22 protein-coding genes are annotated in these 23,188 nt (G+C 70.9%); 9 read left to right on the top strand and 13 right to left on the bottom strand.

Features of this window, described 5'->3' with window-relative positions; genetic code table 11:
* The first annotated feature begins 8 nt into the window (after positions 1-8).
* A complete protein-coding gene (locus ACIBZJ_RS42120) occupies positions 9-770 on the top strand; it encodes an FkbM family methyltransferase (protein ID WP_395939231.1) in 762 nt (253 codons plus the stop codon).
* Positions 771-816: 46 nt separating this feature from the next.
* On the opposite strand, the gene ACIBZJ_RS42115 is transcribed toward ACIBZJ_RS42120, so the two are convergent.
* Positions 817-2,082 (bottom strand): glycosyltransferase, encoded by a 1,266-nt coding sequence (locus tag ACIBZJ_RS42115; protein WP_395939230.1) that lies wholly within the window; start codon positions 2,080-2,082, stop codon positions 817-819.
* Between the two features lie 156 nt (positions 2,083-2,238).
* On the opposite strand from ACIBZJ_RS42115, the gene ACIBZJ_RS42110 reads away from it, so the two are divergent.
* Positions 2,239-3,672 (top strand): NDP-hexose 2,3-dehydratase family protein, encoded by a 1,434-nt coding sequence (locus ACIBZJ_RS42110; protein ID WP_395939229.1) that lies wholly within the window; start codon positions 2,239-2,241, stop codon positions 3,670-3,672.
* Positions 3,673-3,693: 21 nt separating this feature from the next.
* On the opposite strand, the gene ACIBZJ_RS42105 is transcribed toward ACIBZJ_RS42110, so the two are convergent.
* From ACIBZJ_RS42105 to ACIBZJ_RS42090, 4 genes are all read right to left on the bottom strand, one after another.
* The gene (locus ACIBZJ_RS42105) at positions 3,694-5,562 is read right to left on the bottom strand and encodes a flavin-containing monooxygenase (protein WP_395939228.1); all 1,869 of its coding nucleotides are present in this window, start codon (positions 5,560-5,562) and stop codon (positions 3,694-3,696) included.
* The gene (locus ACIBZJ_RS42100; protein WP_395939227.1) at positions 5,507-5,716 is read right to left on the bottom strand and encodes a DUF5988 family protein; all 210 of its coding nucleotides are present in this window, start codon (positions 5,714-5,716) and stop codon (positions 5,507-5,509) included. Before ACIBZJ_RS42100 ends, ACIBZJ_RS42105 begins: the two co-directional genes overlap by 56 nt.
* 26 nt (positions 5,717-5,742) lie before the next feature.
* Positions 5,743-6,441, bottom strand: coding sequence for a LuxR C-terminal-related transcriptional regulator (locus ACIBZJ_RS42095; RefSeq protein WP_395939226.1), 699 nt, complete (start codon positions 6,439-6,441; stop codon positions 5,743-5,745).
* A gap of 736 nt (positions 6,442-7,177) precedes the next feature.
* Positions 7,178-8,092 carry a LysR family transcriptional regulator gene (locus ACIBZJ_RS42090; RefSeq protein WP_395939225.1) on the bottom strand — a complete coding sequence of 305 codons (915 nt, stop codon included), beginning with the start codon at positions 8,090-8,092 and terminating at the stop codon, positions 7,178-7,180.
* Between the two features lie 140 nt (positions 8,093-8,232).
* On the opposite strand from ACIBZJ_RS42090, the gene ACIBZJ_RS42085 reads away from it, so the two are divergent.
* Positions 8,233-8,856 carry an NADPH-dependent F420 reductase gene (locus ACIBZJ_RS42085; RefSeq protein ID WP_395939224.1) on the top strand — a complete coding sequence of 208 codons (624 nt, stop codon included), beginning with the start codon at positions 8,233-8,235 and terminating at the stop codon, positions 8,854-8,856.
* Positions 8,857-8,995: 139 nt separating this feature from the next.
* On the opposite strand, the gene ACIBZJ_RS42080 is transcribed toward ACIBZJ_RS42085, so the two are convergent.
* The 3 genes from ACIBZJ_RS42080 to ACIBZJ_RS42070 form a co-directional block, all read right to left on the bottom strand.
* Positions 8,996-9,733, bottom strand: a complete 738-nt coding sequence (locus ACIBZJ_RS42080) for a class I SAM-dependent methyltransferase (protein WP_395939223.1) — start codon at positions 9,731-9,733, stop codon at positions 8,996-8,998.
* A 62-nt stretch (positions 9,734-9,795) separates the two neighbouring features.
* Complete coding sequence (locus ACIBZJ_RS42075) at positions 9,796-10,266, bottom strand: group II truncated hemoglobin (protein ID WP_395939222.1); 471 nt, start codon at positions 10,264-10,266, stop codon at positions 9,796-9,798.
* Positions 10,267-10,395: 129 nt separating this feature from the next.
* Positions 10,396-11,175 (bottom strand): MBL fold metallo-hydrolase, encoded by a 780-nt coding sequence (locus ACIBZJ_RS42070; RefSeq protein ID WP_395939221.1) that lies wholly within the window; start codon positions 11,173-11,175, stop codon positions 10,396-10,398.
* Positions 11,176-11,272: 97 nt separating this feature from the next.
* Between ACIBZJ_RS42070 and ACIBZJ_RS42065 the strand changes: the two genes are divergently transcribed.
* Positions 11,273-11,923 carry a TetR/AcrR family transcriptional regulator gene (locus ACIBZJ_RS42065; protein WP_395939220.1) on the top strand — a complete coding sequence of 217 codons (651 nt, stop codon included), beginning with the start codon at positions 11,273-11,275 and terminating at the stop codon, positions 11,921-11,923.
* Positions 11,924-11,927: 4 nt separating this feature from the next.
* Here ACIBZJ_RS42065 and ACIBZJ_RS42060 read toward each other — a convergent pair whose 3' ends face one another.
* Positions 11,928-12,422 (bottom strand): MarR family winged helix-turn-helix transcriptional regulator, encoded by a 495-nt coding sequence (locus tag ACIBZJ_RS42060; protein WP_395939219.1) that lies wholly within the window; start codon positions 12,420-12,422, stop codon positions 11,928-11,930.
* An 80-nt stretch (positions 12,423-12,502) separates the two neighbouring features.
* On the opposite strand from ACIBZJ_RS42060, the gene ACIBZJ_RS42055 reads away from it, so the two are divergent.
* Positions 12,503-13,066 carry an NADPH-dependent FMN reductase gene (locus tag ACIBZJ_RS42055; protein WP_395939218.1) on the top strand — a complete coding sequence of 188 codons (564 nt, stop codon included), beginning with the start codon at positions 12,503-12,505 and terminating at the stop codon, positions 13,064-13,066.
* A 6-nt stretch (positions 13,067-13,072) separates the two neighbouring features.
* A complete protein-coding gene (locus ACIBZJ_RS42050) occupies positions 13,073-13,945 on the top strand; it encodes a dioxygenase (protein ID WP_395939217.1) in 873 nt (290 codons plus the stop codon).
* Between the two features lie 486 nt (positions 13,946-14,431).
* Here ACIBZJ_RS42050 and ACIBZJ_RS42045 read toward each other — a convergent pair whose 3' ends face one another.
* Both ACIBZJ_RS42045 and ACIBZJ_RS42040 read right to left on the bottom strand, forming a co-directional pair.
* Positions 14,432-15,694 (bottom strand): hypothetical protein, encoded by a 1,263-nt coding sequence (locus ACIBZJ_RS42045; protein ID WP_395939216.1) that lies wholly within the window; start codon positions 15,692-15,694, stop codon positions 14,432-14,434.
* Positions 15,691-16,755: a HesA/MoeB/ThiF family protein gene (locus tag ACIBZJ_RS42040; protein ID WP_395939215.1), complete on the bottom strand. Its 1,065-nt coding sequence runs from the start codon at positions 16,753-16,755 to the stop codon at positions 15,691-15,693. Before ACIBZJ_RS42040 ends, ACIBZJ_RS42045 begins: the two co-directional genes overlap by 4 nt.
* A 495-nt stretch (positions 16,756-17,250) precedes the next feature.
* On the opposite strand from ACIBZJ_RS42040, the gene ACIBZJ_RS42035 reads away from it, so the two are divergent.
* The 3 genes from ACIBZJ_RS42035 (at position 17,251) to ACIBZJ_RS42025 (ending at position 20,594) form a co-directional block, all read left to right on the top strand.
* On the top strand, positions 17,251-17,394 hold the full coding sequence (locus ACIBZJ_RS42035) for a hypothetical protein (RefSeq protein ID WP_395939214.1): 144 nt from the start codon (positions 17,251-17,253) through the stop codon (positions 17,392-17,394).
* A 295-nt stretch (positions 17,395-17,689) separates the two neighbouring features.
* Complete coding sequence (locus ACIBZJ_RS42030; RefSeq protein WP_395939213.1) at positions 17,690-19,456, top strand: putative bifunctional diguanylate cyclase/phosphodiesterase; 1,767 nt, start codon at positions 17,690-17,692, stop codon at positions 19,454-19,456.
* Positions 19,457-19,631: 175 nt separating this feature from the next.
* Positions 19,632-20,594 (top strand): Clp protease N-terminal domain-containing protein, encoded by a 963-nt coding sequence (locus tag ACIBZJ_RS42025; protein ID WP_395939212.1) that lies wholly within the window; start codon positions 19,632-19,634, stop codon positions 20,592-20,594.
* Positions 20,595-20,637: 43 nt separating this feature from the next.
* Here the strand turns inward: ACIBZJ_RS42025 and ACIBZJ_RS42020 are convergent, their stop codons facing one another.
* Positions 20,638-22,497: a sensor histidine kinase gene (locus tag ACIBZJ_RS42020; protein ID WP_395939211.1), complete on the bottom strand. Its 1,860-nt coding sequence runs from the start codon at positions 22,495-22,497 to the stop codon at positions 20,638-20,640.
* Positions 22,494-23,183 (bottom strand): response regulator transcription factor, encoded by a 690-nt coding sequence (locus tag ACIBZJ_RS42015; protein WP_395939210.1) that lies wholly within the window; start codon positions 23,181-23,183, stop codon positions 22,494-22,496. Before ACIBZJ_RS42015 ends, ACIBZJ_RS42020 begins: the two co-directional genes overlap by 4 nt.
* Positions 23,184-23,188 lie beyond the last annotated feature (5 nt).

Here is a 23,188-nt window from a genome sequence, read left to right as displayed (position 1 = left end):
GGAACACCATGACCATCGCGAACGTGGACCCCGTTCCGCTGTCCAACGGGCTCACGTGCCACTTCGCCTCACCGCTGATGCGCCGGACCGGGGAGAACATCATCCGGGAGATCTTCACCCAGCGCCGCTACGTCCGCCCCGGCTTCGAGCTGCGCCCGACGGACGTGGTGGTGGACATCGGCGCGAACGTCGGCCTGTTCGCCCTGTGGGCCGCGCCGCAGGTGCGCCGGGTCATCAGCGTGGAACCGGCCCCGGCCGCTTACGACTGCCTGCAGGTCAACGTCGAGGCCAACGGTCTGACCAACGTCACCACGGTGCGGGCCGCGGCCGGCCGGGACGGGGGGACGCTCGACATGGTCACCAGCCCGGGGTGGGAGGTGCTCTGCCACGCGGAGGGAATGCAGCAGTCCGCGCTGATGCGCTTCTTCGAGCGAGCCGCGCTCAAGCATTACGACGGCGGCGGCGCGGTGACGTTCGAAGCGGAGCAGATCTCGCTGGGCCGCCTCCTCGACGAGCAGAACGTCGACCGGGTCGACTACCTGAAGATCGACTGCGAGGGCGGCGAGTACGAGATCCTGCGTCACCTGGACGCCGCGGACTGGGCGCGGATCGACAAGATCGCGATGGAGTTCCACGAACTCGCCGCGCACCAGCGGCACTCCGAACTCGTCTCGATCCTGCGGGACAACGGCTTCACGGTCGAGGTGCGCAAGCACCCGATGCGTTACCGGCTCTACAAGCTCGGCGAGATCTGGGCTCGGCGCCGCTGACCGGTAGCCCGGTGGCGGCGCGACGCCGCCACCGGCCCCGATCTCCTCAGCGGTTCTCGGAGCGGGTCGCCTCCGGCGCGAAGATCCGTTCCAGCACGTCGCAGGCGGTGCCGATCCCGTCTTCACCGCGGATCCGGTCGGCCAGCCGCGCTGCCCGCTCCCGCATCTCCCGGTCGGTCACGGCGGGGCCCAGTGCCGCGGTCAGCGCTTCGCCGGTCAACCGGCTGCGGGGAACCGGCCGGGTGCCGACGCCGAGGGTGTGCAGGCGGGCGGCCCAGAACGGATGGTCGAACGCGGCGGGCAGCGTCACTTGCGGCACGCCCGCCCGCGCACAGTAGGACGCCGCCCCGTAGCTGCCCGCGTGGATGACCGCGGCCGCCCGCTCGAACAGCCAGGGAAAACTGACCTCGGTGCGCTGCAGCACGTCGTCGGAGCCGCGGTGTTCCGGGCCGCCGACGACCACCAGCGGCCGGCCCAAGCTGCGGGCGGCTCCGATCGCGGCGGCGAGTGTCTGCTCACCGTCGAACACCGCCCAGGCTCCGCCCAGCGTCAGGACGACCGGCGCCGGACCGGCGGCCACGAAGGACGCCAGCTCCGGATCCTCGGTGTCGACCGGCCGGTCGTCGAACCAGAAACCCGTGAGGTGGCATCCGGCCGGCCAGTCCGCCGGCCGGGGGATCACCGCTTCGCTGAACGCGTACAGCACCGGCACGGATCGGCCGTACTCCCGGAGACGGTTCACCCGGGGGACCGGGGCCCGGCCCCGGGAGCGCAGGTAGGTGTTGGCGGTGCGCCTCGTGATCGATCCGAACAGTGCGCCGACCAGCTTGTGCGTCAGCAGGTTGAACCGGGGGCCACGTTGGACCTGCGGACCGATCGCCGAGCGGAACTCGCGGGTCGCCATCGTCGGCATCTGTGAATACGCGGCCCAGCGCGCCGGGACGTCGAGCAGACCGGCCATCTGGGTGTTGGTGCCGGTGAGCATCACCTCGGCGCCGTCCACGGCCCGTTCCAGGCTGGCCATCAGTGTGGTCACCTGCTCGGAGGTCGGCGGCGGGATCGTCCTGAGGTACCGCAGCGCCGACGAGCTCTTGCTGATCGCCTCGACGGTGGCCGGCCGATAGGTGTCCTCGCCCATGCCCGGGGGCGGGGTGATCGGCCGGTAGGACAGCCCGGCGTCCTCGACGGCGGGCCGGAACGACGCGGTCGTCCCGACCGTGACGTCGTGGCCCCGCCCGCGCAGACGCCCGCCGAGCGTCACGAACGGCTGGACGTCGCCGCGGGTACCGAACGCCAGCATGGTGATCCTCATCGCCGCGTCTCTCCATCCCGGAAGGACCGTTCACGTGCGGCGACCCTAACTCCGCGAGGTCTAGCCGTTCTGCTAGTCCCTCTCCGGGTTAGCTGACGTCGGCACAGTCGCGCGCAGCCCACCCACCGACGCTCGGAGCCCCTCAGGAGGCCCTCCGTGGTGAGCAATCCAGCCTTTCTCCTGTCGGGCAGTGCGCGGGTCGCGTCACCCTTCAACCTCGGTCCGCCGGACGGCCGCGTGGCCGGCGACGGGACCATGATGTCCGAGGTCGATGCCTGGTGGTCCGCCCGTACGAGTGCCTACCCGTACGTCGTCTCGCGGATCCCGTTCGCGGAGCTGGACGGCTGGCGGTTCGAGCCGGAGAGCGGCAACCTCGTCCACGAGACCGGGCGGTTCTTCACCGTCGAGGGCCTGCACGCACGCGGTGACGACGGCGTGGTCTGGGAGCAGCCGATCATCCACCAGCCCGAGGTGGGCATCCTCGGCATCCTGGTGAAGGAGTTCAACGGTGTTCTGCACTGCCTGATGCAGGCGAAGATGGAACCCGGCAACATCAACGTCGTCCAGCTCTCGCCGACGGTCCAAGCCACCCGGAGCAACTACACCCGGGTCCACCGCGGGGCGGTCCCGCGGTTTCTCGACTACTTCTGGGGACCGAGCCGCGGCCAGATCCTGGTCGACGTCCTGCAGTCCGAACAGGGCGCCTGGTTCTGGCACAAACACAACCGCAACATGGTCGTGAAGACCACTCAGGACGTGCCCGAGCACCCCGACTTCCGGTGGTTCGCTCTGGACGAGGTGCGCCAGTTGCTGCGCGTGGACAACCTGGTCAACATGGACTCGCGCACGGTGCTCTCGTGCATGCCGATCTGGCGGTCGCAGGAGACGCCGTCGAGCCAGGACGCGTTCCACGACGGTCTGCTGCGCTCGTACGAGGCGCGCGGCGGCTGGCCGGCACTGCACACCGAGACCGAGATCCTCAGCTGGTTCACCGAGATGAAGGCCCACCTGGAGTGGAGCGCCCGGCTGGTACCGCTCAGCAAGGTGTCGAACTGGCAGCGGGGCTCCGACGAGCTCGTCGACGACGACGCGGCCCGCTTCCGGGTGATCGCGGTGCGGGTCGAGGCGGCCAGCCGCGAAGTCGCCGGCTGGACCCAGCCGCTGCTCGCGCCGTGCGGGCAGGGCGTCGCGGCGTTCCTGGCCCGGCCGATCAACGGCGTGTTGCACGTGCTGGCCCAGGTCCGGCCCGAGCCCGGCCTGCTCGACATCGCCGAGATCGCGCCCACCGTGCAGCTGCCGGGCGCGGCCGGGGCGGGGGCGCCCGAAGAGCCGGCGCCCTTCGTCGACGCCGTGCTGTCGGCCGACGCGAGCCAGATCCGGTACGACGTGGTGCAGTCCGAGGAGGGCGGCCGCTTCTACCACGCCGAGACGCGCTACCTCGTCGTCGATGTCGGCGAGCAGTTCCCGCTCGAGGTGCCGGACGCGTTCCGCTGGCTGACCGTCCGCCAGCTGATCAACCTGCTCCGCCACGGCCACTACCTCAACGTGCAGGCGCGGAGCCTGTTGTCCTGCCTGCACAGTCTGTGGTGACGACGGCCGGTGGGCCGTCGCTCAGCGGAACTCGAGGCCCTCGTACGCGCCGCTGTCCCTCCAGCGGGCGAGCAGGGCGAAGAACGCCAGGGCCCCCTGCGGGTGCCCCAGGTTCAAGCGGCTGCGCGGCTCCAGGTCGTGGCCCTCGTTGTTGTAGTAGCCGGGGGTGCAGTCCCGCGGGCGGAGCTTCGCCAGCGGGTTGGTCTGCAGCAGCCGGATCCAGGCGTCCTCGGCACCGGCGCTGACCTCGACCTCACGCGCACCGCTGGCGAGTACGTGCCCGACGGTCTGCGCGATCGCCTGCGCGGCCTCGCGGTAGTTGTGCGGCACGTTGGAGAGCAGGCTCGCGCCCTGGAGCTGCTGCACCAGGAACGCGTTCGGGAAGCCGTGCACGTGGATGCCGTGCAGCGTGCGCATGCCGTCGGCCCAGTGCCGGGCCAGCTTGGCGCGGCCCCGGCCGGTCACGCGGAAACCGGCCCGCTTCGTGTACTCGGTACCGACCTCGAAGCCGGACGCGAAGACGATGCAGTCGACGGGATACTCGGTCCCGGCGACGACGAGGCCGGTCCGGGTGATCCGTTCGACGCCCTTGCCGTCGGTCTCCAGCAGGTGCGTGTTGGGGCGGTTGAACGCCTGCAGGTACTCGTCGTGGAAGCAGGGTCGCTTGCACGTCTGCCGGTACCACGCTTTGAGGCCGGCGGCGACGGCCGGATCCTCGACGACCGCGTCCACCCGGTCGCGGATGCGTGACATCACCTCGAAGTCGGCGGCCTCGTAGGCGGCCAGCATGGCCTCGAGCGTCCGTTCGGTCTCGGGGATCCGGCTCATGCCCGCGTTCACGGTCCGGCTCAGCGCCGTCCAGCCGTCCATCACCAGGTCGTCGGCCGGCCCGCCGATCCCCTGGCTGGCGGCGAAGTTCTCCAGCCAGCGCCGCTGCCAGCCGGGCCGGGCGACCTGCGCGAACCAGTCCGGGTCGATCGGATGGTTGTCCCGGACGTCCACCGAGGACGGCGTGCGCTGGACGACGAAGAGTTCCCGGCAGTCGCGGGCCAGCGCGGGCACCAGCTGCACCCCGGTCGCTCCGGTACCGATCACGGCCACCCGCCGGTGGGCGAGTCCGCTGAGCGGCGCGCCCGCGGGATCACCCCCGGTGTACGCGTAGTCCCACCGGCTGGTGTGGAACGCCCGTCCGGCGAAGTCGGCGATGCCGGGCACACCGGGCAGCTTCAGCGCGTGGAGCGGACCGACGCCGAGGGTCACGAACCGCGAGGTGAAGCGGTCGCCCCGGTTGGTGCGCACGATCCAGACCGCTCGCGTGGCGTCCCATTCCAGGTCACGCACCTGGGTGTTGAACAGCGCGTTCTCGTAGAGCCCGTAGTGTTTGGCGATGCGCTGGCAATGCTCGAAGAGTTCCGGGCCGTGGGCGTACTTCTCGCTCGGCCGGTGGCCGGTCTCTTCCAGCAACGGCATGTAGACCATCGAGGCGGTGTCGCACTGCGCGCCGGGGTAGCGGTTCCAGTACCAGGTGCCGCCGACGTCGCCGGCCTTGTCCACGATCCGGACGTCGTCGACACCGGCGTCCTTCAGCGCGGCCGCGGTGATCAACCCGGCGAAGCCGCCGCCGATGCAGGTCACGGTGGTGTGATCGGTGACCGGGTCCCGTTCGGCCGGCCGGCTGAACGGATCGTCGAGGAAGCCGGCGAGCGCGCCCACGGGCTTCACGTACTGCTGGTTGCCGTCCGGGCGGATCCGTTTCTCGCGTTCGGACCGGTAGCGACTGCGGAGGACGTCCAAAGCCTCGGGAGCGGTCAACGTCCCTCCTCGTCGCGTGGGCTCACTCGGCGATTCTCGTGCGGTCGCACCACTGAAAAACCGGGAGTTTCGCGCCATCGAACAGCCGGAAGGTGCCGTTATGGGCGTAATGCTCGTATCCGTTGCCGTGCTCGATCTTGATCTTCGTGTCCAGGCCGCCGGCCGCGGCGAGGTAACTCATTCCGAGGAACTGGCTGGGTCCGCCGTCGAGAAAGACGATCGTCGTGGTCACGTCGTACTCCGTTCTCGTGTTGCCGGTCAGACCGTGAAGTCGGGAAGCACCCGAGGCGGCCACGTGCCGAGCCGGAAAATGCCCATCGAGTAAGCCTTCGAGACCAGCGCCGGACGGTTGTTGACCTTCAGCTTCCGCAACAGCATGGCGACGTGGTATTCGACGCCGCCCCGGCTCAGGAAGAGCGCGGAAGCGAGCTGTACGGTCGACACTCCCGCGGCGACGCCTTCCAGCACGCGAGTTTCCATCGGAGTGAACAGATGCTGACGCCGTGCTAATTGCTCGTCGCCCTGGCCGTGGTCCGGGCTGAACAGGACGACGATCTTCTCGATCATTCCCGCGCTGCCGGTGACAGCGATTCCGGTCAGCTCGCTCGCGAACGTCGTGTCGTCGGGCCGAAGAACGATTATCGGCTCGTCGAAACGGCCCTTCTGGCCGGTCGCCAGCCGGTCGAACTGCTCGCCGATCTTGTTCTGGTAGCTGGGGTGGAGCAGATCACAGAACTGCTGACCACAGATCTCCCAGGACGCGCGACCGAACTGCCGGACGAGTTCGACGTTGATGTCGACGATTTTGCTCATCCGGTCCAGGTTCGCGACGCACATGCCGGGCCGGCCGGTGCGGGCGCGAGCGCGAGCACGGTCGATCGGGGTGGCGTCCGGTGACGTCGAGGTGCTCCCGGCTACTTCGGCGTCCATCTCGAGTGCGGTGGTGCGGGCGGCCATGACACACCATGCCCTTCGTGGAGTTGGTTTTCGGGATGCGAAAACGAGCAGAGTCGTCCTGTGATCGTTATTGCTTTCGCGCGTCCATCGTCGTGGACGAAAGGCAAACTCGAATCAGCGCTGTGGGCGTGCGAATCGTGAAGTGATCGTCGCGCCGCGCAGAATTGGGTGTCGGTCTCCATTGCTGGTAATGGTCCGAACCTCCCTTACGCCGGAATGTGACCGGATTCTTTCCTGAACGGAATTATCTAGCACCGGCCCAAGATGTGAACAGGCTCACACCAGGGGTATCGACGCCCGGTTTTGCCTAGATGGCTGCCTGGGTCGTGTGCGTTCACGAGCGCAGATTCAGCCGGTCTGGGCCGCGGAGCGCCCGAATGTGCGCGCGGACGGCCCGGTTCGTGCCCGAATCAGAACCGCGGGCGGAGCGCTGCGGTGCAACGTGGACATCGTCCCAGGCCGAGCGAAGCAGAGTTGCTGGTGTTGCGCCGCCCCGGGCGCTCCGGGCGACTCACCGGGCACGGCCGACGGCCGTCACCCGCGAGAGGTGGCGAAGGCCGGAAGATCCAGCCGCCAGTCGTTGCTCCGGGAGAACCGGCCCGGCGGGAACTCGAAGCCGCACTCGCCGACGAGCTCGAACCCGGCCCGGCGGCAGACGGCTTCGTCCTGCCACGTCCGCTCGGCACAGCCGACGCTGCCGGCCGCATCCCCGTCGGGCCGGGGGCGGTCCGGCCGGTCAGCCGATCTTTTCGGCCGCTCGGTGAAGCGGCACCTCCGGCCTCTCGTAGGTACCGCACGCCGCCGTGATCTCAGCCGCCTCCCGAGCGGCGGCCAGGAAGTCGCCGACCACCGGCGAGGTGCGGGACGCCGGTACCGCGAGGCACACCTGATCGGGCGCCAGATCCGTGACGGACACATAGGTGACGTTCGGATGCGAGTGGAACACGGTCGCCGACCGGGCCAGGAACGAGAAGCCTCGACCGGCCGCCACGTGCTCGAGCGTCTCGTCCACTCCGCGCACCAGGTACCCGGCGTTGGGGTGCGGGCGCCTGGTGGGCTGCGTGCTCGGGTCGGGATGCCAGATCAGCGGCTCGCCGGCCAGATCGGCCTGGGCGATCTGCTCCTCACCCGCCAGCCGGTGACCGGCGGGCAGCACCGCCACCAGCGGCTCGGTGTACAGCGGGACGACGCGCAGGCCGGCCTCGTCGATGGGCAGCCGCACGTAGGCGACGTCGATACGCCCGTCGAGCAGCATCGCGGCCTGGTCGTCCCCTTCGATCCGCTGCATGTCCACGACGACGTCCGGGTGCCGGGCCTCGAACGCCCGCGCCGCCGGGATGACCGGGATGCCGGCCCGGAACCCCACCACGAGCCGCCGGCTGCCCCGGGCGGCCGTGGTCACCCGTCGGCGCGCGGCTTCCGCGGAGGCCAGCAGCGGACCGGCATCGTCCCGCAGCTGCCGGCCGGCGTCGGTCAGTTCCACGCCGTGGCGATCCCGGGTGAACAGCGCGGCGCCGAGATCCTGCTCCAGCGCGCGGATCTGGCGGCTGAGCACCGGCTGCGCGATGTGGAGGTCGTCGGCGGCGCGGCCGAAGTGCAACCGATCGGCCACGGCGACGAAGTAGCGCAGCTTGCGCAGGTCCAGATCCACGACGCCTCCCGGACCGGTGATGCCCCCACGGTATCACCGCGGCCGAAAGAGGTCTTGGACGTCCCTTCGGCCCGAAGGCACGCTCGGGAGGTGGCCGAGGGACTTCCCCCGCACTCCTCCGACAGAGACGAACACAGCTCATGAGCAGCATCACCCTCATCGGTACCGGGAACATGGCCCGTGCCCTCGGCACGCTCGCGGTGGCGGCCGGCCATACCGTCGAGGTCCTCGGACGCGATCAGTCCAAGGCCGACGACCTGGCCACGGCCCTGGGCGGCGGCGCGACGGCGGGCAAGTGGGGTGCCGTCCCGGCCGGGGACATCGTCGTCACCGCCCTGTTGTACGCGGCTGTCGTCCCGGTCGTCGCCGAGTACGGCGACGCGCTCGCGGGCAAGGTCATCGTCGACATCAGCAATCCCTTCAATGCCACGTTCGACGGGCTGGCCCATCGCGAGGAGACCTCGATCGCGCGGGAGGTCGCCGAGGTGGCCCCGGCCGGCGCCGGCGTGGTGAAGGCGTTCAACACCATCTTCCGCAACGTCCTGGAAAACGGCCGGCCCGCGGTCTTCCTCGCCGGAGACGACGCGCGGGCCAAGGCCGCCGTGGCGGCCTTCGTCGAAAGCCTGGGGTTGCGCCCGCGGGACGTCGGCGGCCTCGCGATGGCGCATTGGCTGGAAGGAATGGGCCTGATCACGGTGAGCCTGGCCGGCCACGGGGTCGGCCATTGGGACTTCGCCCTCGGCGTCGACGAGTTCACCGGCTGAGCTGACTCTGAGGTAGCCCGGCGAGTCGCCTCCACCGGGAGGCGTCCGTGCGGTTCCGGCCCCGCGCGTGACGCCGGTCAGCGCGCACTGCGGATCGAGTCGGAGCGTCCGCCGGCCCCTCGTCCCGATGGCGGCCGAACTAGGCAGGCTTCCGCCAGACCGAGACGTGGGCTTCGCTGTCGGAGGTGTAGGGCGTGCCGTTCCAGTCCGCCGCCCGTCGCTCCAGCTCGAGGCCGGCCAGCCGGGCCATGAGGTCGCATTCGGACGGCCAGACGTAGCGGAAGTTGCTGGCGCCGTAGCGCACGGATCCGTCGTCCTGCCGCCGGTAGTGGTGCGAGGTGCCCTGCTGGGTGACCAGGTCGTAGGTGTCGAATCCGGTGTGCCCGGCGGAGACCTCGAACGGCACCGCCGTCTGCCCCGGCGGCATCCGCCGGATGCCCGGCACTCCCAGCTCGACGACGAACCGTCCGCCCGGCGCCAGATGGCGGGCGGCGTTGGCGAAGCACCGCGCCTGCTCCTCTTGCGTCCGGAGGTTACCGAGGCTGTTCCAGACCACGTAGACCAGCGCGAACCGGCCCGCGACGGTGGTGGTGGCCATGTCACCGACGACCACCGACACCCTTCCGTCGGCATCTCGGCGACGCAAGTGATCCGCCATGGGCGGGGACAACTCGATCCCGCTCACCGCGACCCCTCGGGCGGCGAGCGGGATCGCGACGCGGCCGGTGCCGACGGCGAACTCCAGAGCCGCGCCGGATCCGGCCAGTCGCTCCAGGAAGTCGACGGCGGGATCGAGGACGTCGGGCGCGTACATCGCCGCCGAGGTTTCCTCGTAGCGGTCGGCGTCGTCCTGATCCCACAGATCGCTACTCGTCATCGCCCAAGGCTCGTTCACGGCCGGTCCGGGCGCGACCCATTAACGCCGCTCCCGGTCCGGCTTCAGTCGCCCGGAACGTAGGGCGGGGCGACACCCCAGCCCCAGTGCAGGACGGGCACGTGGTAATCGAGGTCCGCGCCCGGTGCCGAGTTGATGACCGCGAACCGGGTACCCCACTCGACGTAACCGACGAACGCGGCCCGGAACTCCGGGTCGGACGGCAGCTGTGCGTCGTCGGCGGCCAGACTCATCAGCGACGCGAACCGGAACCGCTGCTCGGGTGTGATGGCGAGGTTGGCGTGCCGGTTGATCATGTGGTGGTGACCGCCGTAGTTCTCGGTGTATCCCTCGGCGCCACCGAAGACCTCGATCCACCATGCGACGACGTGTTCGCGGTGCTCGGCCGACACTCCACCGGGGAACAGCGGGGAGATCAGCTCGTCGTTCTCGACCCGGTCGTAGAACGCGTTGATCAGCCTGGTGAAGGCGGCATCGCCGCCGGCCCAGTCGTGAAGGCTCGGAGTCTCTGACACGTGCGATCCCCTAACCGGCCGGGACGTTCGCGGATGGGTGCCCGGGCCGGCGGCGGAGATCGGCCGCCACCGCCCGCTCGGAGTCATGGTCGCCGGTCGGCGACGGGCCGTGGGTCGTCAGGGTCCGCCTCACTGCTTCTGTTCGTCCGGTGAGGCGAGCGGGTCGGGAACGGCGTCCGCGGTCGCGGCCGCACGCAGTTTGGCCGTCTCCGGGCCGCGAAGGGCCTGGCCGTGGCCGAAACACACGGTGTCGACGTCGATCGTGGCGAAGCGGCGGAAGGAGGCGCGGGCCTCGGGGCGGTCGTCGTTGAACGGGCCGAGAACGACGTGGCCTTCGTACTCGGTGGCGACGTCGCCGGTGAACAGCACGCCGTCCTCCTCGAACAGCAGGGCGATGCTGCCGTCGGTGTGCCCCGGGGTCGAGATGACCCGGGCGTCGAGAGCAGGGAGTACTTCGTCGTCGGCGAGTTCGCGGTCCACCGGGCAGGCGGGCGCGTCCGGGATCGAGCCCGCGATCTGGGCGTAGAGGCCCTCCTCGGCGTGCGTCAGTTCGGGCAAGGTGCCCTGGTGATCGCCTCGGATGATCGCGGCATCCGAGTGGTGTGCCCAGACCTGGACTCCCGGCCAGGACGCGACTTCGGCCGCCGACCCCACGTGGTCAGGGTGCCAGTGCGTCAGCAGCACGTGGGTCAACGCGTCCCGGTCCAGACCCCAGTCCCGCAGGGCGGCGGCAAGCGCGTTGCCCTGACCGGCGATGCCGGTGTCGATCAGCACCACACTGCGGCCACGCCGGAGCAGGTACGCCTGCCCGGGCCCGCTGTCGCGCACCATCCGCAGGTCAGGACGGAGATCAACAATGTTCACGAGCATCTCGATTCGGTCGAGGCGTGAGCCAAGACCTTGGCTCACACCCGTGAGCTTACGGCCGTGATCTCAGAGAACACAAGCCTCGGGAGCCGACGCTGAAGCGGGAGTTTCCCCTCCGTGGATAGGTAAGCTCACAGCCGTGAGTACAGCGGCCACGGGTTCCCGGCGACGCAACCCCCGCGGCGCCGGGCAGGCGCTGCGCGGGGAGATCGTCGCGGCGGCACGGGCGATCCTCGTCGAGGAGGGCTACGAGAGCGCGGTGACGCTGCGTGGCGTCGCCCGGCACGTCGGCATCGCCCCGCAATCGATCTACCCGCACTTCCACGGTCCGGAAGAGATCGTGCAGGCCGTCACCGTCGAGACGTTCGCCGAACTGGGTCGCTTCATCACGGCCGCGAAGGAAGGCATCGAATCCCCCCGCGACCGGCTGCTCGCCGGGTGCCGTGCCTACATCGCCTTCGGCCTGAACAATCCGAACCTGTACGGGCTGCTGTTCCGCCGGAACCGCCTGCTTCGCGGTGAGGAGGCCGGCCCGGCCGCGGCCGGCGAGCCGGACACCCGCAACCCCGACGCGGGACCGTTCGCCGCCCTGATGGACGGCATCCGCCAGTGCATCGCCGACGGGTCCTCCGGTGCGACCTCGGTGCTCTCCACCGCCGTCCAGCTCTGGACGGCCATGCACGGCCTCGTCGTGCTCCGCGGCGGCGGTTACCAATTCCCCTGGCCCGACCTCAGCGAGACCGAAACGGAGCTCATCAGCTCGATCGCGAAACTGCGCGACCCCGCGTAGCCCTCTAGTCGAGGGCTTCCAGCCGGGCGGTGACGTGCTTGCTCGCCTCACCGAGGGCCAGCAGCTCCTCCCGGCCGAGGGCGTCGATCAAGAGCTCGCGAACACGCTGCACGTGGCCCGGCGCCACTGCGGCCAGGTGTGCGTGCCCCTCGTCGGTGAGCACCGCGAGTGTGGAGCGGCGATCGGTGGGATCGGGTTCGCGGCGCACCAGGCCGCGCCGCTCCAACCGGTTGATCATGTGCGACAGGCGCGAGAGCTCGACGTTGACCATCTCGGCGAGGTGGTACAGCCGCATCGACCGCCCGGGCCGCTCGGAGAGGCCGGCGAGCACGTAGTACTCGACGTAGCTCAGCCGGGCGTCGCGTTGCAGCTGTCGATCGAGTGCGGCCGGCAGCCGGGCCATGAGCTTGGCCAGCGCCCTCCACGCGTCCAACTCGTCGGGCGCGAGCCAGCGGGGCTCGGCGACGTCGTCCTGTCCGCGCTGCCTCCGTGTGGCCATGCCGACATCGTAGCGGTGTTGCTTGAATTTTCATGTCATGCTTAGCTTCACATGAATTTTCAAGTGATGGAGGACGGAACGTGAGCGACACAAAGATCGCGATCATCGTGGGCAGCACGCGGCCGGGTCGCCGCGGCCGGGCAGTGGCCGACTGGGTTCTCGAGCGGGCCGCGGGCCGGACCGCCGCCGACTACGACATCGTCGACCTGGCCGACTACCCCCTGCCGCACCTGGACGAGCCCCTGCCGCCGAGCCGGGGCAACTACGCCGGTGAGCACACCAAGGCGTGGGCCGCCACGATCGCCGGATACGACGGGTTCGTCTTCGTCAGCCCGGAGTACAACCACTCCACCTCCGGCGTCCTGAAGAACGCGATCGACTACCTCTACGGTGAGTGGAACAACAAGGCCGCCGCGTTCGTGTCCTACGGCTCGCTGGGCGGCGCCCGCGCGATCGAGCACCTGCGGGGCATCGCCAGCGAGCTCCAGATCGCCCACGTGCGGACGCAGCTGTCGTTCTCGCTGTTCACCGACTTCGAGAACTTCTCGGTGTTCCGCCCCGGCCCGCAGCACGATGCGGCCGTCGGCACGTTGTTCGACCAGCTCGAGTCCTGGACCGGTGCGCTCAAGCCCCTTCGGGCCTGATCCCGGATGACCACCGTCGCCGCTCCCGCTGCGGCCTTCGACGAATTCCTGCGCGACGAGGCACCGGCCGGACGGGACCGGCGTCACTGGACCCCCGCCGACGGACCGATGCCCGCGCTGTACCTCAGCCACGGCTCGCCGACGGTCTTCGAGGACGCCACGTGGATCAGCGAGTTGTTCGCGTGGTCCCAGTCGCTTCCCCGGCCCACCGCGATTCTCCTCGTCAGCGCGCACTGGGAGTCGGCGCCGCTGCGTCTCTCGGCCTCCGGCGCCGGCACGCCGTTGGTCTACGACTTCGGCGGGTTCGCCGAGCGGTACTTCCGGATGACCTATCCGACGCCGGACGCCGGCGCGCTCGCCGCCCGCGTCGCCGCGCTGATGCCCGACGGTGAGCCCGTCCATCAGCCGGCCGGGCGTGGCCTGGACCACGGCGCGTGGGTGCCGCTCAAGACGATGTACCCCTACGCCGACGTCCCGGTGCTGCAGATGTCGTTGCCCACCCACGACCCGCTCCGGCTGATGGACATCGGGCGCCGGTTGCGCGGCTTGCGGGAGGAGGGCGTCCTCGTCATCGGCTCGGGCTTCATGACCCACGGCGTCCCGTACCTCACGCGCGACAACTTCGTGCACAACACCGTGCCGGCCTGGTCGTCGGAGTTCGACGCCTGGGCCGCCGAGGCGCTGGCACGCGGCGACGTCGAGACCCTCGTCAACTACCGCGGTCTGGCACCGGCGGTGCACTTCGCTCATCCCACCGTCGAGCACTACTCGCCGCTCTTCGTGACCCTGGGCGCCGCGACCGACGCCGGAACGCCCGTCCGGACGACGATCGAGGGCTACCGCTTCGGCCTGTCGAAACGCTCGTTCCAGGTGGCTTGACCAAGGGAACGCCATGACGATTTACGACGACCTCGTCGCCGACGCCGTGCGTCGCCACCCGGACCGGCTCCAGGGGTTCGCGATCCTCGCGACTCTCGGCCCGGCGACGGCTGCGGCCGAACTGCGGCGGGCGGTCGCCGCGCCTGACGCTCGTGCGCATGATCACGATCCCCAGCCAGAGGTATCCGCGCCGGAGTGCCGACGTGCCACGCGCCGCGAGCTCAGCCACTGACCGTCGCGCCTCGCACTCCCGCACTGCGGGGCGCGACGGCCGGGGCTGACCTCAGCAATTACCCACCGTTACCGTTGCTGCCGGTGGCCGAAGTGGTTTCGATCTTGTCCAGCTTGCGGATCTCGATTTCGCCCATGTCCTCACCTCCTTCTGCCCTCGCGCTTGCCCTGCGGGGATGTGGCCTAGGCGCTCGTGCCGCATTGGGACGTGGTCTCGACCTTGTCGAGCCGGCGGATCTGGATGTCCTCCATGAGTCACCTCCTCTCGGGTCGGTGTCGGGTCACCCAGGTGGTGACCTTCGGTCCGTGGCGTCCCCACCAGGCCCGGGTCCAGAGCGTCCAGCCGGTGATCGCTACTCCTGAGACGACGATCGCGTCGACCCGTGCGGAGAGGGGGCCGTCGGCGAGCCCGTGGACGCATCGGAGTAGGACGGTCAGGCCGGTCGGCACTGTCACCGCCGCGGCGAACGTCAGGCAGAGGACGGTGCCTACGGCGAGCAGCGGTGCGTAGGCACGCACGGCGCGTTGTTCCCTCGGGCGTAGGCAGGTACTCGGATCGGTGGGCGCCGCACCGCGGTGCGTGTGGCCGCGGAGGGTGTCGCCGCGGAGGGTGTGGGCCACGCGCCGGGCCCGATAGCGGACGTAGGCGCCGCCGTCGGCGTAGAGGTTCGCGCAGCGGGTGAGGTCCTGCATCAGGAAGTACAGGTCGGTGCGCATGAACAACAGGAACTGTGTGGGGACCATGATCAGCGAGATCAACGCCACTGCGGCGAGCAGACGGTCCGCGGCGGTACCCGGATCGACCGCGGCCCGGCTGAGCACGGCCGCGCCGGCGACCGCGAGGTTGACGGCTATCCCGCTCAGGTAGACGGTCGTGCGGACCCGGCGCGGGGCTACCCAGATTCCGGTGACGTCGGTCTGGACGCTGAGGAACTGCAGCCGGGTCCCGAGCCGGATCGTGCCGGGCACTCCGACGGCCCGGGCGGTGAAGAGGTGCGCCAGCTCGTGCACTGTGAGGATCGTCCACGCGGCGGCGGCGTTGCCGAGGACGATCAGGCTGGTGTGGGTGTTCCAGAACAGGTCGTGGTAGGAGGGGAGCAGAGCGGGTCTCAGTGTGACGGTGATCAGCGCGGCCAGCGGTATCGCCAGCGCGATCACGGCGGTGATCGGCGAGAGCGTCCACCGGGTGTGCGCCGGTCGTAACCAGGGCCAGGTCGGTCTGATCGGGGCCGGCCCGTCGAGCGGCTGACCGTCGGCCGCGGCGACGAAACCGAGACCGACGAGGTTCGCCAGGAATCCGGCGGCATTGATGTCGCGACCGTGCAGACGCTTGAGTTCGGCGGCCACCTCGTCCGCGCTCAGCCCCTCCTCGAACAGGCGAAGGGCCTCGATCGCGATCGGCGGCAGTTCGACGAACTCTCCGGTCTCGACCCGCCCGACGTACCAGACGTCCTCGTCCCGGCGCATCCGGAGCGGATGCAGGCGTACCCGGGTCCCGCCCGTGACCGCAGCGGTCACGGGCGGTCACCGCAGGCCGGGCAGTCCGCGCGACGGTCCGGGCTGAGCACGAAGTGCTGGTCGGGAGCGAGGACGTTGAGTCCGTAGGTCTGCCCGGACCGGACCGGTAGTACCCGGCTGGCGACGGCGATCGCGAGGTGGGCGGCGAGATGGCCGGACAGGCCGGCCGTCGGCGCGCACACGGCGTTGCTCCCGCGCCGCTCGACCGTGTACTCGCCGGCGATGCCGGCCGCGGCGTGGCGCTCGTACTCGGTCAGCCAACCGCACTCGTAACAGGCCCCGTGCCCGGGAAGGTACGCGGTGGCGTACGGGATCGGTCCGTGATACCCCGCGTCCACCCAGGGTGTCTGCGCGTCCAGGCAGGCGCGATTGGCCCAGGCCCGGATCGCCCCGGGCTGGTCGGCGGCGAGCACCAGCAGATCGCAGCCGGCCAGCAGCGGCCGGAAGTCCTCGGTGCCGGTGAGGCTGAGCGACTCTCCCGTGACCCGGATGTCGGAGTTCATCGCCTGCAGCCGCTCCACGGCGACCTCGACCTTGGCCCGGCCGATATCCGCCTCGGTGAACAGGAACTGGCGGTTGAGGTTGGAGAGCTCGACCACGTCCCGGTCGACGCAGTGGATCGCGCCGAAGCCGCTCGCGGCCAGCGCCAGAGCCGCCGACCCACCGGTGCCACCGACCCCGACGACCGTGACCCGAGCCGCACGCAGACGTAGCTGCGGCGTCCAGCGTGTGGCGGTCGGATCCATGCTCGCCCACCGGTAGAACCGCATCCCACGGTCGTAGCGTTCGCGTTCGCGTTCGCTGAGCTGCGGCGGATCCGGCACGGTGGTGTCCTCGACGTGGCCGGAGACGGCGAAGACGTCGATCGCCCGGCGCACCGCATCCGCGCGTTCACCGGGATGAGTCCCGGTGACGTGCGCGACGAGTTCCTCGTCGGTCCGGGTGCCGTCCATCGCGGTGAGCAACGTCCAGACCGCGCCCGTGCGGTCGTGCACCTCACCACCGATCCCATAAACCGATCCGCCGATCCGGACACGGTTGTTCGTGGCTTGCACGAGCACGTGTTCAGGTTTGACCCGAAGCCGGCGCATGGCTGAAGAAGGCATGATTCGACGCTCCCCGTAAGCCCCGATCAGAAATCCTGCGAATAGCGCAACGACGGTACGCGGACCCCTGCGCGAATGACGGCCGGAGCGGTAAAAGCGACCGTCAGACGGAGAGCCGCCCGACTTGCGTGCACGAACTGCACAATCGGCGAAACGAGTGACTCACCGTCTACAGTGCTGCGAGTCGCGGTCCAGTGTGGGGGCACGAGCTGTGCTTATGTCAATGACAGGTGCCTGCCGTGACCATCCCGTGACCTTTCCGTGCCGAGCACGCGCGCCGACGGAGGGCACGGCAGGGGAGAGCTTTCGACGTAAAGAATGGGGCTCGGAAAAAGTCTCTAATGACGCCGGGGGCCGAGACCGATACTCTCGAATTTCGTGGATCCTCCACTCCGGAAACGAGGGAGATCGCTCATGTTTCGGACCCAGGCCCACCCCTACCTTCTGCCGGTGATGATCGCGCTGGCATCCGCTGCTCTCGTCGTCACGATGGCGGTGACCGCCGTCATTGTCGTGATCCTGCAACAGAACGGAATTGCGCCCGCGATCGCGGGCACCCTCGGATCGCTGGCCGACTGGATGATATGGCTCTGACTAGGCGGTAACGGCAGACGTGCTCAGCCGGCCGGGCCCCGGGGCAAAACCGCGACGCCTGCCCCGGGCGCCGCCGGTGGGGGAGTGGCGTACACGCGTTCGAGTCGCCTCGGACGCGCCGAAGCGTCAGGGCACCTGAGTCCCGCGCTCCTGCTCCGGGGGCTCGACGCGGGTGCGCTCCGACGGTATTCGCCCCGGGGAGAGCTCATCTGGCCGCCCGGGCGGTCGATGTCCCGGCCAAGGGGTCCGCGACCTGCACCCCTGCAGCGTTGGCCGGGGTCCGAGGGGGCGCGGTGTGTCGTCCGATCTCGCAGACCGGCGGAAGCGTCGTGCGTTCGCGGTGCGGGGCTCGATCATCGCGACGCGGGGTGCGCTGGCCGCGACGACGGCGGGCGGCTGGGGTCTGATCGGTGTTCTCGGGGTCCTGACCGCCCTGCTGACCCCCGGTGACGAGCCGGCCGGACCGGTCTGGCTCCTCTCGGCTCTCTCGCTGGCCGTCGGCGCGGTGTTCGCTCTGGTCGGCACCCGACTCTCCACCGGGGCCTACTACGGGACGGCCCTGGCCTCGGTGCTCCTGCTCGGTGGGCAGATGTGGCTGCAGCGCGGCCATCCCGAGGGTGCCGCCTCCGCGCACCTCCTGCCGCTGCTCTCGATGTACGTGTTCGCGTTCTTCGCCGCTCCGCCGGCGTTGCTCGCCGAGGCGCTCGTCCTCGGGGTGGCCGTGACCGTGGGGATCGGCCGGCACGGCCTGCCGGCGACGGAGATCGCTGCCCTGATCGTGTTGAACGTGGCCGTGGCCGGTGTGGTGCACTGGCTCGTCCGTGCCGCCGCGGACGCCGACACCGACCCCGTCACCGGACTGCCCAGAGGTCGCGCCCTCGACCGCCACCTGACCGCGGCGCTCGGCAACGCCCGTCCGCGGCAACCGCTGACCGTCGCGCTGCTGGAACCCGACCGGCCCACCGGGCCCCGCGACCAAGAGCACGAACAGGCCTTCCGGGCGCTGATGAGCCGCTGGAACGCCGATCTGCCCGGCGGAGCTCTGCTCGCACGGCACACCGACCGCGGTATCGCCCTCGTGCTCGCCTCGTCGCCCGCCGAGACGAATGCGTACGTCGACCGCTGGCGAGCGGAGACCCCCGAAGCGCCGTTCTCGGCCGGCATCGCCGCCGCCCGCCGCGACGACGTACCGGCGCTACTGCTCGGCCGTGCCCACACCGCCCTGTACGAAGCCCAGCGGGACGGCGGTGATCGCACCTACTTCAGCCAGGACGACTACGCGAGCAACTGGTCGGAGATGGCGACCGCGCTGGCCGCCGGGGAGTTCAGCGTCGCCTACCAGCCGATCGTCGACGCCCGCACCCGCCGCGTCGTGGGCGCCGAGGCCCTGCTGCGGTGGAACCGGCCCGACGGCCCGGTCTCTCCGACCGAGTTCATTCCGCTGGCCGAACGCAGCGGCTTCATCGCCGAACTCGACCGCTGGGTCCTGCACACCGCCTGCGTCGCCGCGGCCACCTGGCCCGCCGACGTCCCCGCGAAGATCACGGTCAACGTCACCGGGCGCGACCTGCACACCCCTGGCTACCACCAGCACGTCCTGGACATCCTGCGTGACGCCGGCCTGCCGCCGACCCGGCTCGTCCTCGAAATCACCGAAAGCACGCTCGAGGCCGACACACCGGAGGCCCTCGACGTTCTGCATCAGCTCCGTGCCCACGGCGTACGGATCGCCATCGACGACTTCGGCACCGGCTACTCGTCCCTCGGCCGCCTCCAGCACCTTCCGGCCGACATCCTCAAAGTCGACCGCAGCTTCGTGACGCCGCTCGAGCCCGGCCAGACCGATGCGCCCGTCGTCACCGCGATCACCGCGCTCGCCCGCGCGTTCGGCCTGCGCACCGTCGCCGAAGGCATCGAACACGAACATCAGGCGACGCTACTCACCACGGCCGGATGCGACGAACTCCAGGGCTGGTTGCACGGGCGCCCCGGACCGGCCGAACACATCCGGAACGCGCTGACCGCCCAACGCGACCCGGGCGAGCTCGCCGACGCGCGCTGACGGCGCACCCGGCGTCACGGCCGCGCTCGCCTCCGCCGGAACCCGTCCCCGGCCGGCGCGGCGATCTGCGCCGTCTCTGCCTTTCGGTAGAGGCGCGGATCCGTCTCCGGTCCGACGCCGCGACGAGCGGAGCCCGCCACGCTGGAACCCGACCGACGAGGAAGGACGACCGGCGATGGCGGACGAAATCACGGTGGGAGATCGGCTGACGCGCACTCTGGCGCGGTCGCGGGGCCTGAGCACGGGCCCGGTCGGCACCGGGCACCTGCTGTACTCCCTCGCGCACGACAACGCCGCCGCCGCGCTGCTCGACGCGTTCGACGTCACCCCGATCGTCGTCTTCACGGTTCTGAAGACGGCCGGGCGGCCGGTGGGCGAGCCCGACGCGGGAGCGCTCCCCGACCCGGACGCCCCGGCCGCAGAGCGACCCTCGCACGACGGTGCGGCGGCCACGGGCACGGACGGCCGGGTCGTTCCGCTGTCCGCCGCGGCCGCTGCCGCGGTGCGGTCGGTCACCGACGACTCCCGGGTCACGTTGCTCGCGGCCCTGCTGGAAGACCCCGGGTCCGAGGCGTGCGCGGTCCTCCGCGACAGCGGCGCCGACGTGGACGCGGTGCGGCGGGCGGCTCAGACCGGCGAGGCCGAGCGCGGAGCAGACCGCCTGCCCCCGGAACTGCGCCCGGCTCGCGACGCGCTGCTCGGGCGGGTGCGCTATCGCGGTCGCGGCATCAGAGACCGGCTGCTGTTCTCGGTGTTCGCGCGAGGGGTCAACCACGCGGCGCACCCGGTGATGTGGGCACGGGCCGAGGCCGACGAGCGGGCCCGCGGCGAGAAGCGCGCCACCCGCACCGACGACCTGCTGCTCGCGATGCTCGTCACGCACGCGGTCGCGTCCGCGTACCCGCATCTGGCGGTCCCGGGGGCCGGGAACTACGGCGGTGGCGAGACGCTGCTCGCCCGCGGCATCGACCACGGCCGGGTCCGCGGCGCGGCGCTGGACGACCGGCCCGACGAGGTGCCGGCGGACGAGATCCTCCGGCCGGGTCCGGAGTGGCCCGAGAACACGAGCGTGCTCCTCGAGCGCCTCGGAGCGCCTCCGGGCAACCGCTCCGCCCGCATCCTGGCTGCCCTGGCTTGACCGGCCGCAGCCGGGCAGCCCGCCGATGCACCCGGTGACCGGCTCACGGTTCGGTCGGCAGGGTCAGTGTGAACGTCGAGCCGCGTCCCGCGGTGCTCGTCGCGGTGAGGTCGCCGCCGTGGGCGCGGGCCAGGTGCCGGGCGATCGGCAGGCCGAGGCCGCTGCCACCGCTCGCGCGGGTGCGCGAGGTGTCGGCGCGCCAGAACCGGTCGAAGATCCGGGGCAGATCCCCGGCCGCGATGCCGGCGCCGGTGTCGGTCACGCTGATCCGCAGGGAGCCCCGAGACTCGGCCAGGCGCACGGTCACGGCGCCGTCGGGAGGCGTGTGCCGGACCGCGTTGGACAACAGGTTCCCGACGATCTGCCGCAGCCGCACCGGATCCACCCAAACCTCCGGATCCACGCGCCCCTCCGGATCCACCCGCCCGTCCGGGTCGGTCCGCTCGTCCGGGTCGGTCCGCTCGTCCGGGTCGGTCCGCTCGTCCGGGTCGGTCCGCCCGTCCGGGTCGGCCCGGCCCTCCGGGTCGGCGTCGCCGACGAGCGTCAGCCGCACCGGCGTCCGGCCGCGATGCGCCTCGATCAGCTGTTCCAGCAGATCCCGGACGTAGGTGGGCTCGGGATGGACGCGCAGCGTGCCGGCATCGGCGTCGGCGAGGTCGCGGAGATCGTCCACGACGTGGTTGAGCAGGATCGACTCCTCGACGAGCAGATCCAGGACGTCGGCGTCGACCGTGACAACGCCGTCGCGGGCGGTCTCCAGCCAGGCCCGGATCGTGGTCAGCGGGGTGCGTAACTCGTGCGCGATGTCGCTGACCATGTCCTTCCGCTGCTGTTCGACGGCCTGCCTGCGGGCAGACAGGTCGTTGAACGCCTCGGCCAGGTATCCGATCTCGTCCCGGGTGGTCACCGGCACCGGCTGCCGGGCGTCCTGCCGGGCGGCGTCGGTCAGCGTCCGCAGCGGACGGACGAGGCGCCGGCCGACGACGACGGTGGCGGCGCAGGCGACCAGGAGCACCGCCACGGTGGTGCCGACGATCCCCAGGACGCTCCGGGCGGAGAGCGCGACGGTCGGCGCGGGAGCGACCTCGCCGGTGACGAACAGCAGCGCGGGCGGCGCGACGTACGGCGTGAGCTGGGCCCGGCGTTCGCGGTCGAGGCAGCCCCGGACCTCGTTGTCGGGTTCGGCGCCGGCCACCGTGAAGCCGGGCGTCACGGTCAGCCCGCGGCGGCCCGAACACCGCGCGACCGCTCTGCTCAACTCGGCCAGCGGAGCCCGTTCCGCGCCGACCGGTGTGTCCAGCCCGGTGGCCGTGCAGGCGGCGGACTGCTCGGTGTCCGCGCTGATCCGCTGGACCGTCGGCCGGCCGCTCGGCGTGCGGACGATCTCGGCGGCCACGCCGGTCTTCCGCAGGCACGCCACCAGGTCGGCGGCGGCGTCGTCGAGCGTCCGCCGGTCGGGGCCGGTGACGCGGTAGGGGCCGACCGCGCGGGGGTCGATCAGCCCGCCGGTCGTGCGCGTGATGCCCGCGTCCAGCGAGAGCGGGTCGACGGTCGCGGTAGGCACGTCGGAGACCGCGGCGGCCTCGGCGGCGTCGGCGGGGAACGCGGCGATCACCCGCCGCCGGGTGTCGGTCAGCGCGACCCGGCTGCCGGTCAGGTCGGCGAGCCGGCGGACCGTGGAGGCGGCGCCGCTCCAGTCGGTGTGCGTCGCCGCGTACTCGACCAGCGTGTCGTAGACGTCGGTGTCGGACGTCAGCGTGCGGCTCCGTTCCTGGGTGACCGCGCGGCGGGTCAGCTCGGTCGACAACCAGGCGGTGGCGCCGCTCGCACACACCGCGATCAGCATCGACGCGGCGAGCAGCCGCACGATCAGGCTGCGGCGCATCGGTACCGAACGGCTCACCGGCCGCCGTCGACCATCTTGTAGCCGACGCCGTACACCGTCACCAGGTACGCCGGGCGACGAGGGTTCGGCTCGATCTTCCGGCGCAGGTTCGCGATGTGGGTGTCGATCGCCCGCTCGGTGGAGTCGCGTCCGTAGCCGTTGGTCTGTTCGAGCAGGTTCGTGCGGGTGAAGACGCGTTCCGGATGGCGCACGAGCGTGGCCAGGATCGCGAACTCGTCCGGTGTGCAGTCGACGATCGTGTCGCCGACCCGCACCTCCCGGCGTGGGGCGTCGACCCGGATCGGGCCGACGCGCAGGACGTCGCGCGCGGCCGGTTGCGGGTCGGCGCGGCGGAGCAGTGCGCGGATCCGGGCCACCAGCTCCCGGGGCCGGTACGGCTTGGCCAGGTAGTCGTCGGCGCCGCGGTCGAGGCCCGCGAGCAGGTCGTCCTCGCTGGTGCGGGCGGTGAGCACGAGTACCGGCACGGCCGACTCGCGACGCAACGCCGTGCACACGTCCAGGCCGTCCATCCCCGGCATCATCACGTCCAGCACGACCAGGTCCGGCCGCAGCCGCCGCGCCTGCTCCAGCGCGGTGGGGCCGTCGTGCGTGATCGTGGTGCGGTAGCCGGCGGACTCCAGGTAGCGGCGGAGGATCTCCGCCTGTTTCCGGTCGTCCTCGGCCACCAGGAGATGGGCGGACACCCGGC

Origin of the sequence: Cryptosporangium sp. NPDC051539 (assembly GCF_044454545.1) — a bacterium.
Taxonomy (GTDB): Bacteria; Actinomycetota; Actinomycetes; order Mycobacteriales; family Cryptosporangiaceae; genus Cryptosporangium.
Note: the sequence above shows the minus strand (reverse complement) of the source record. Positions and strands in the feature narration are given on the sequence as shown.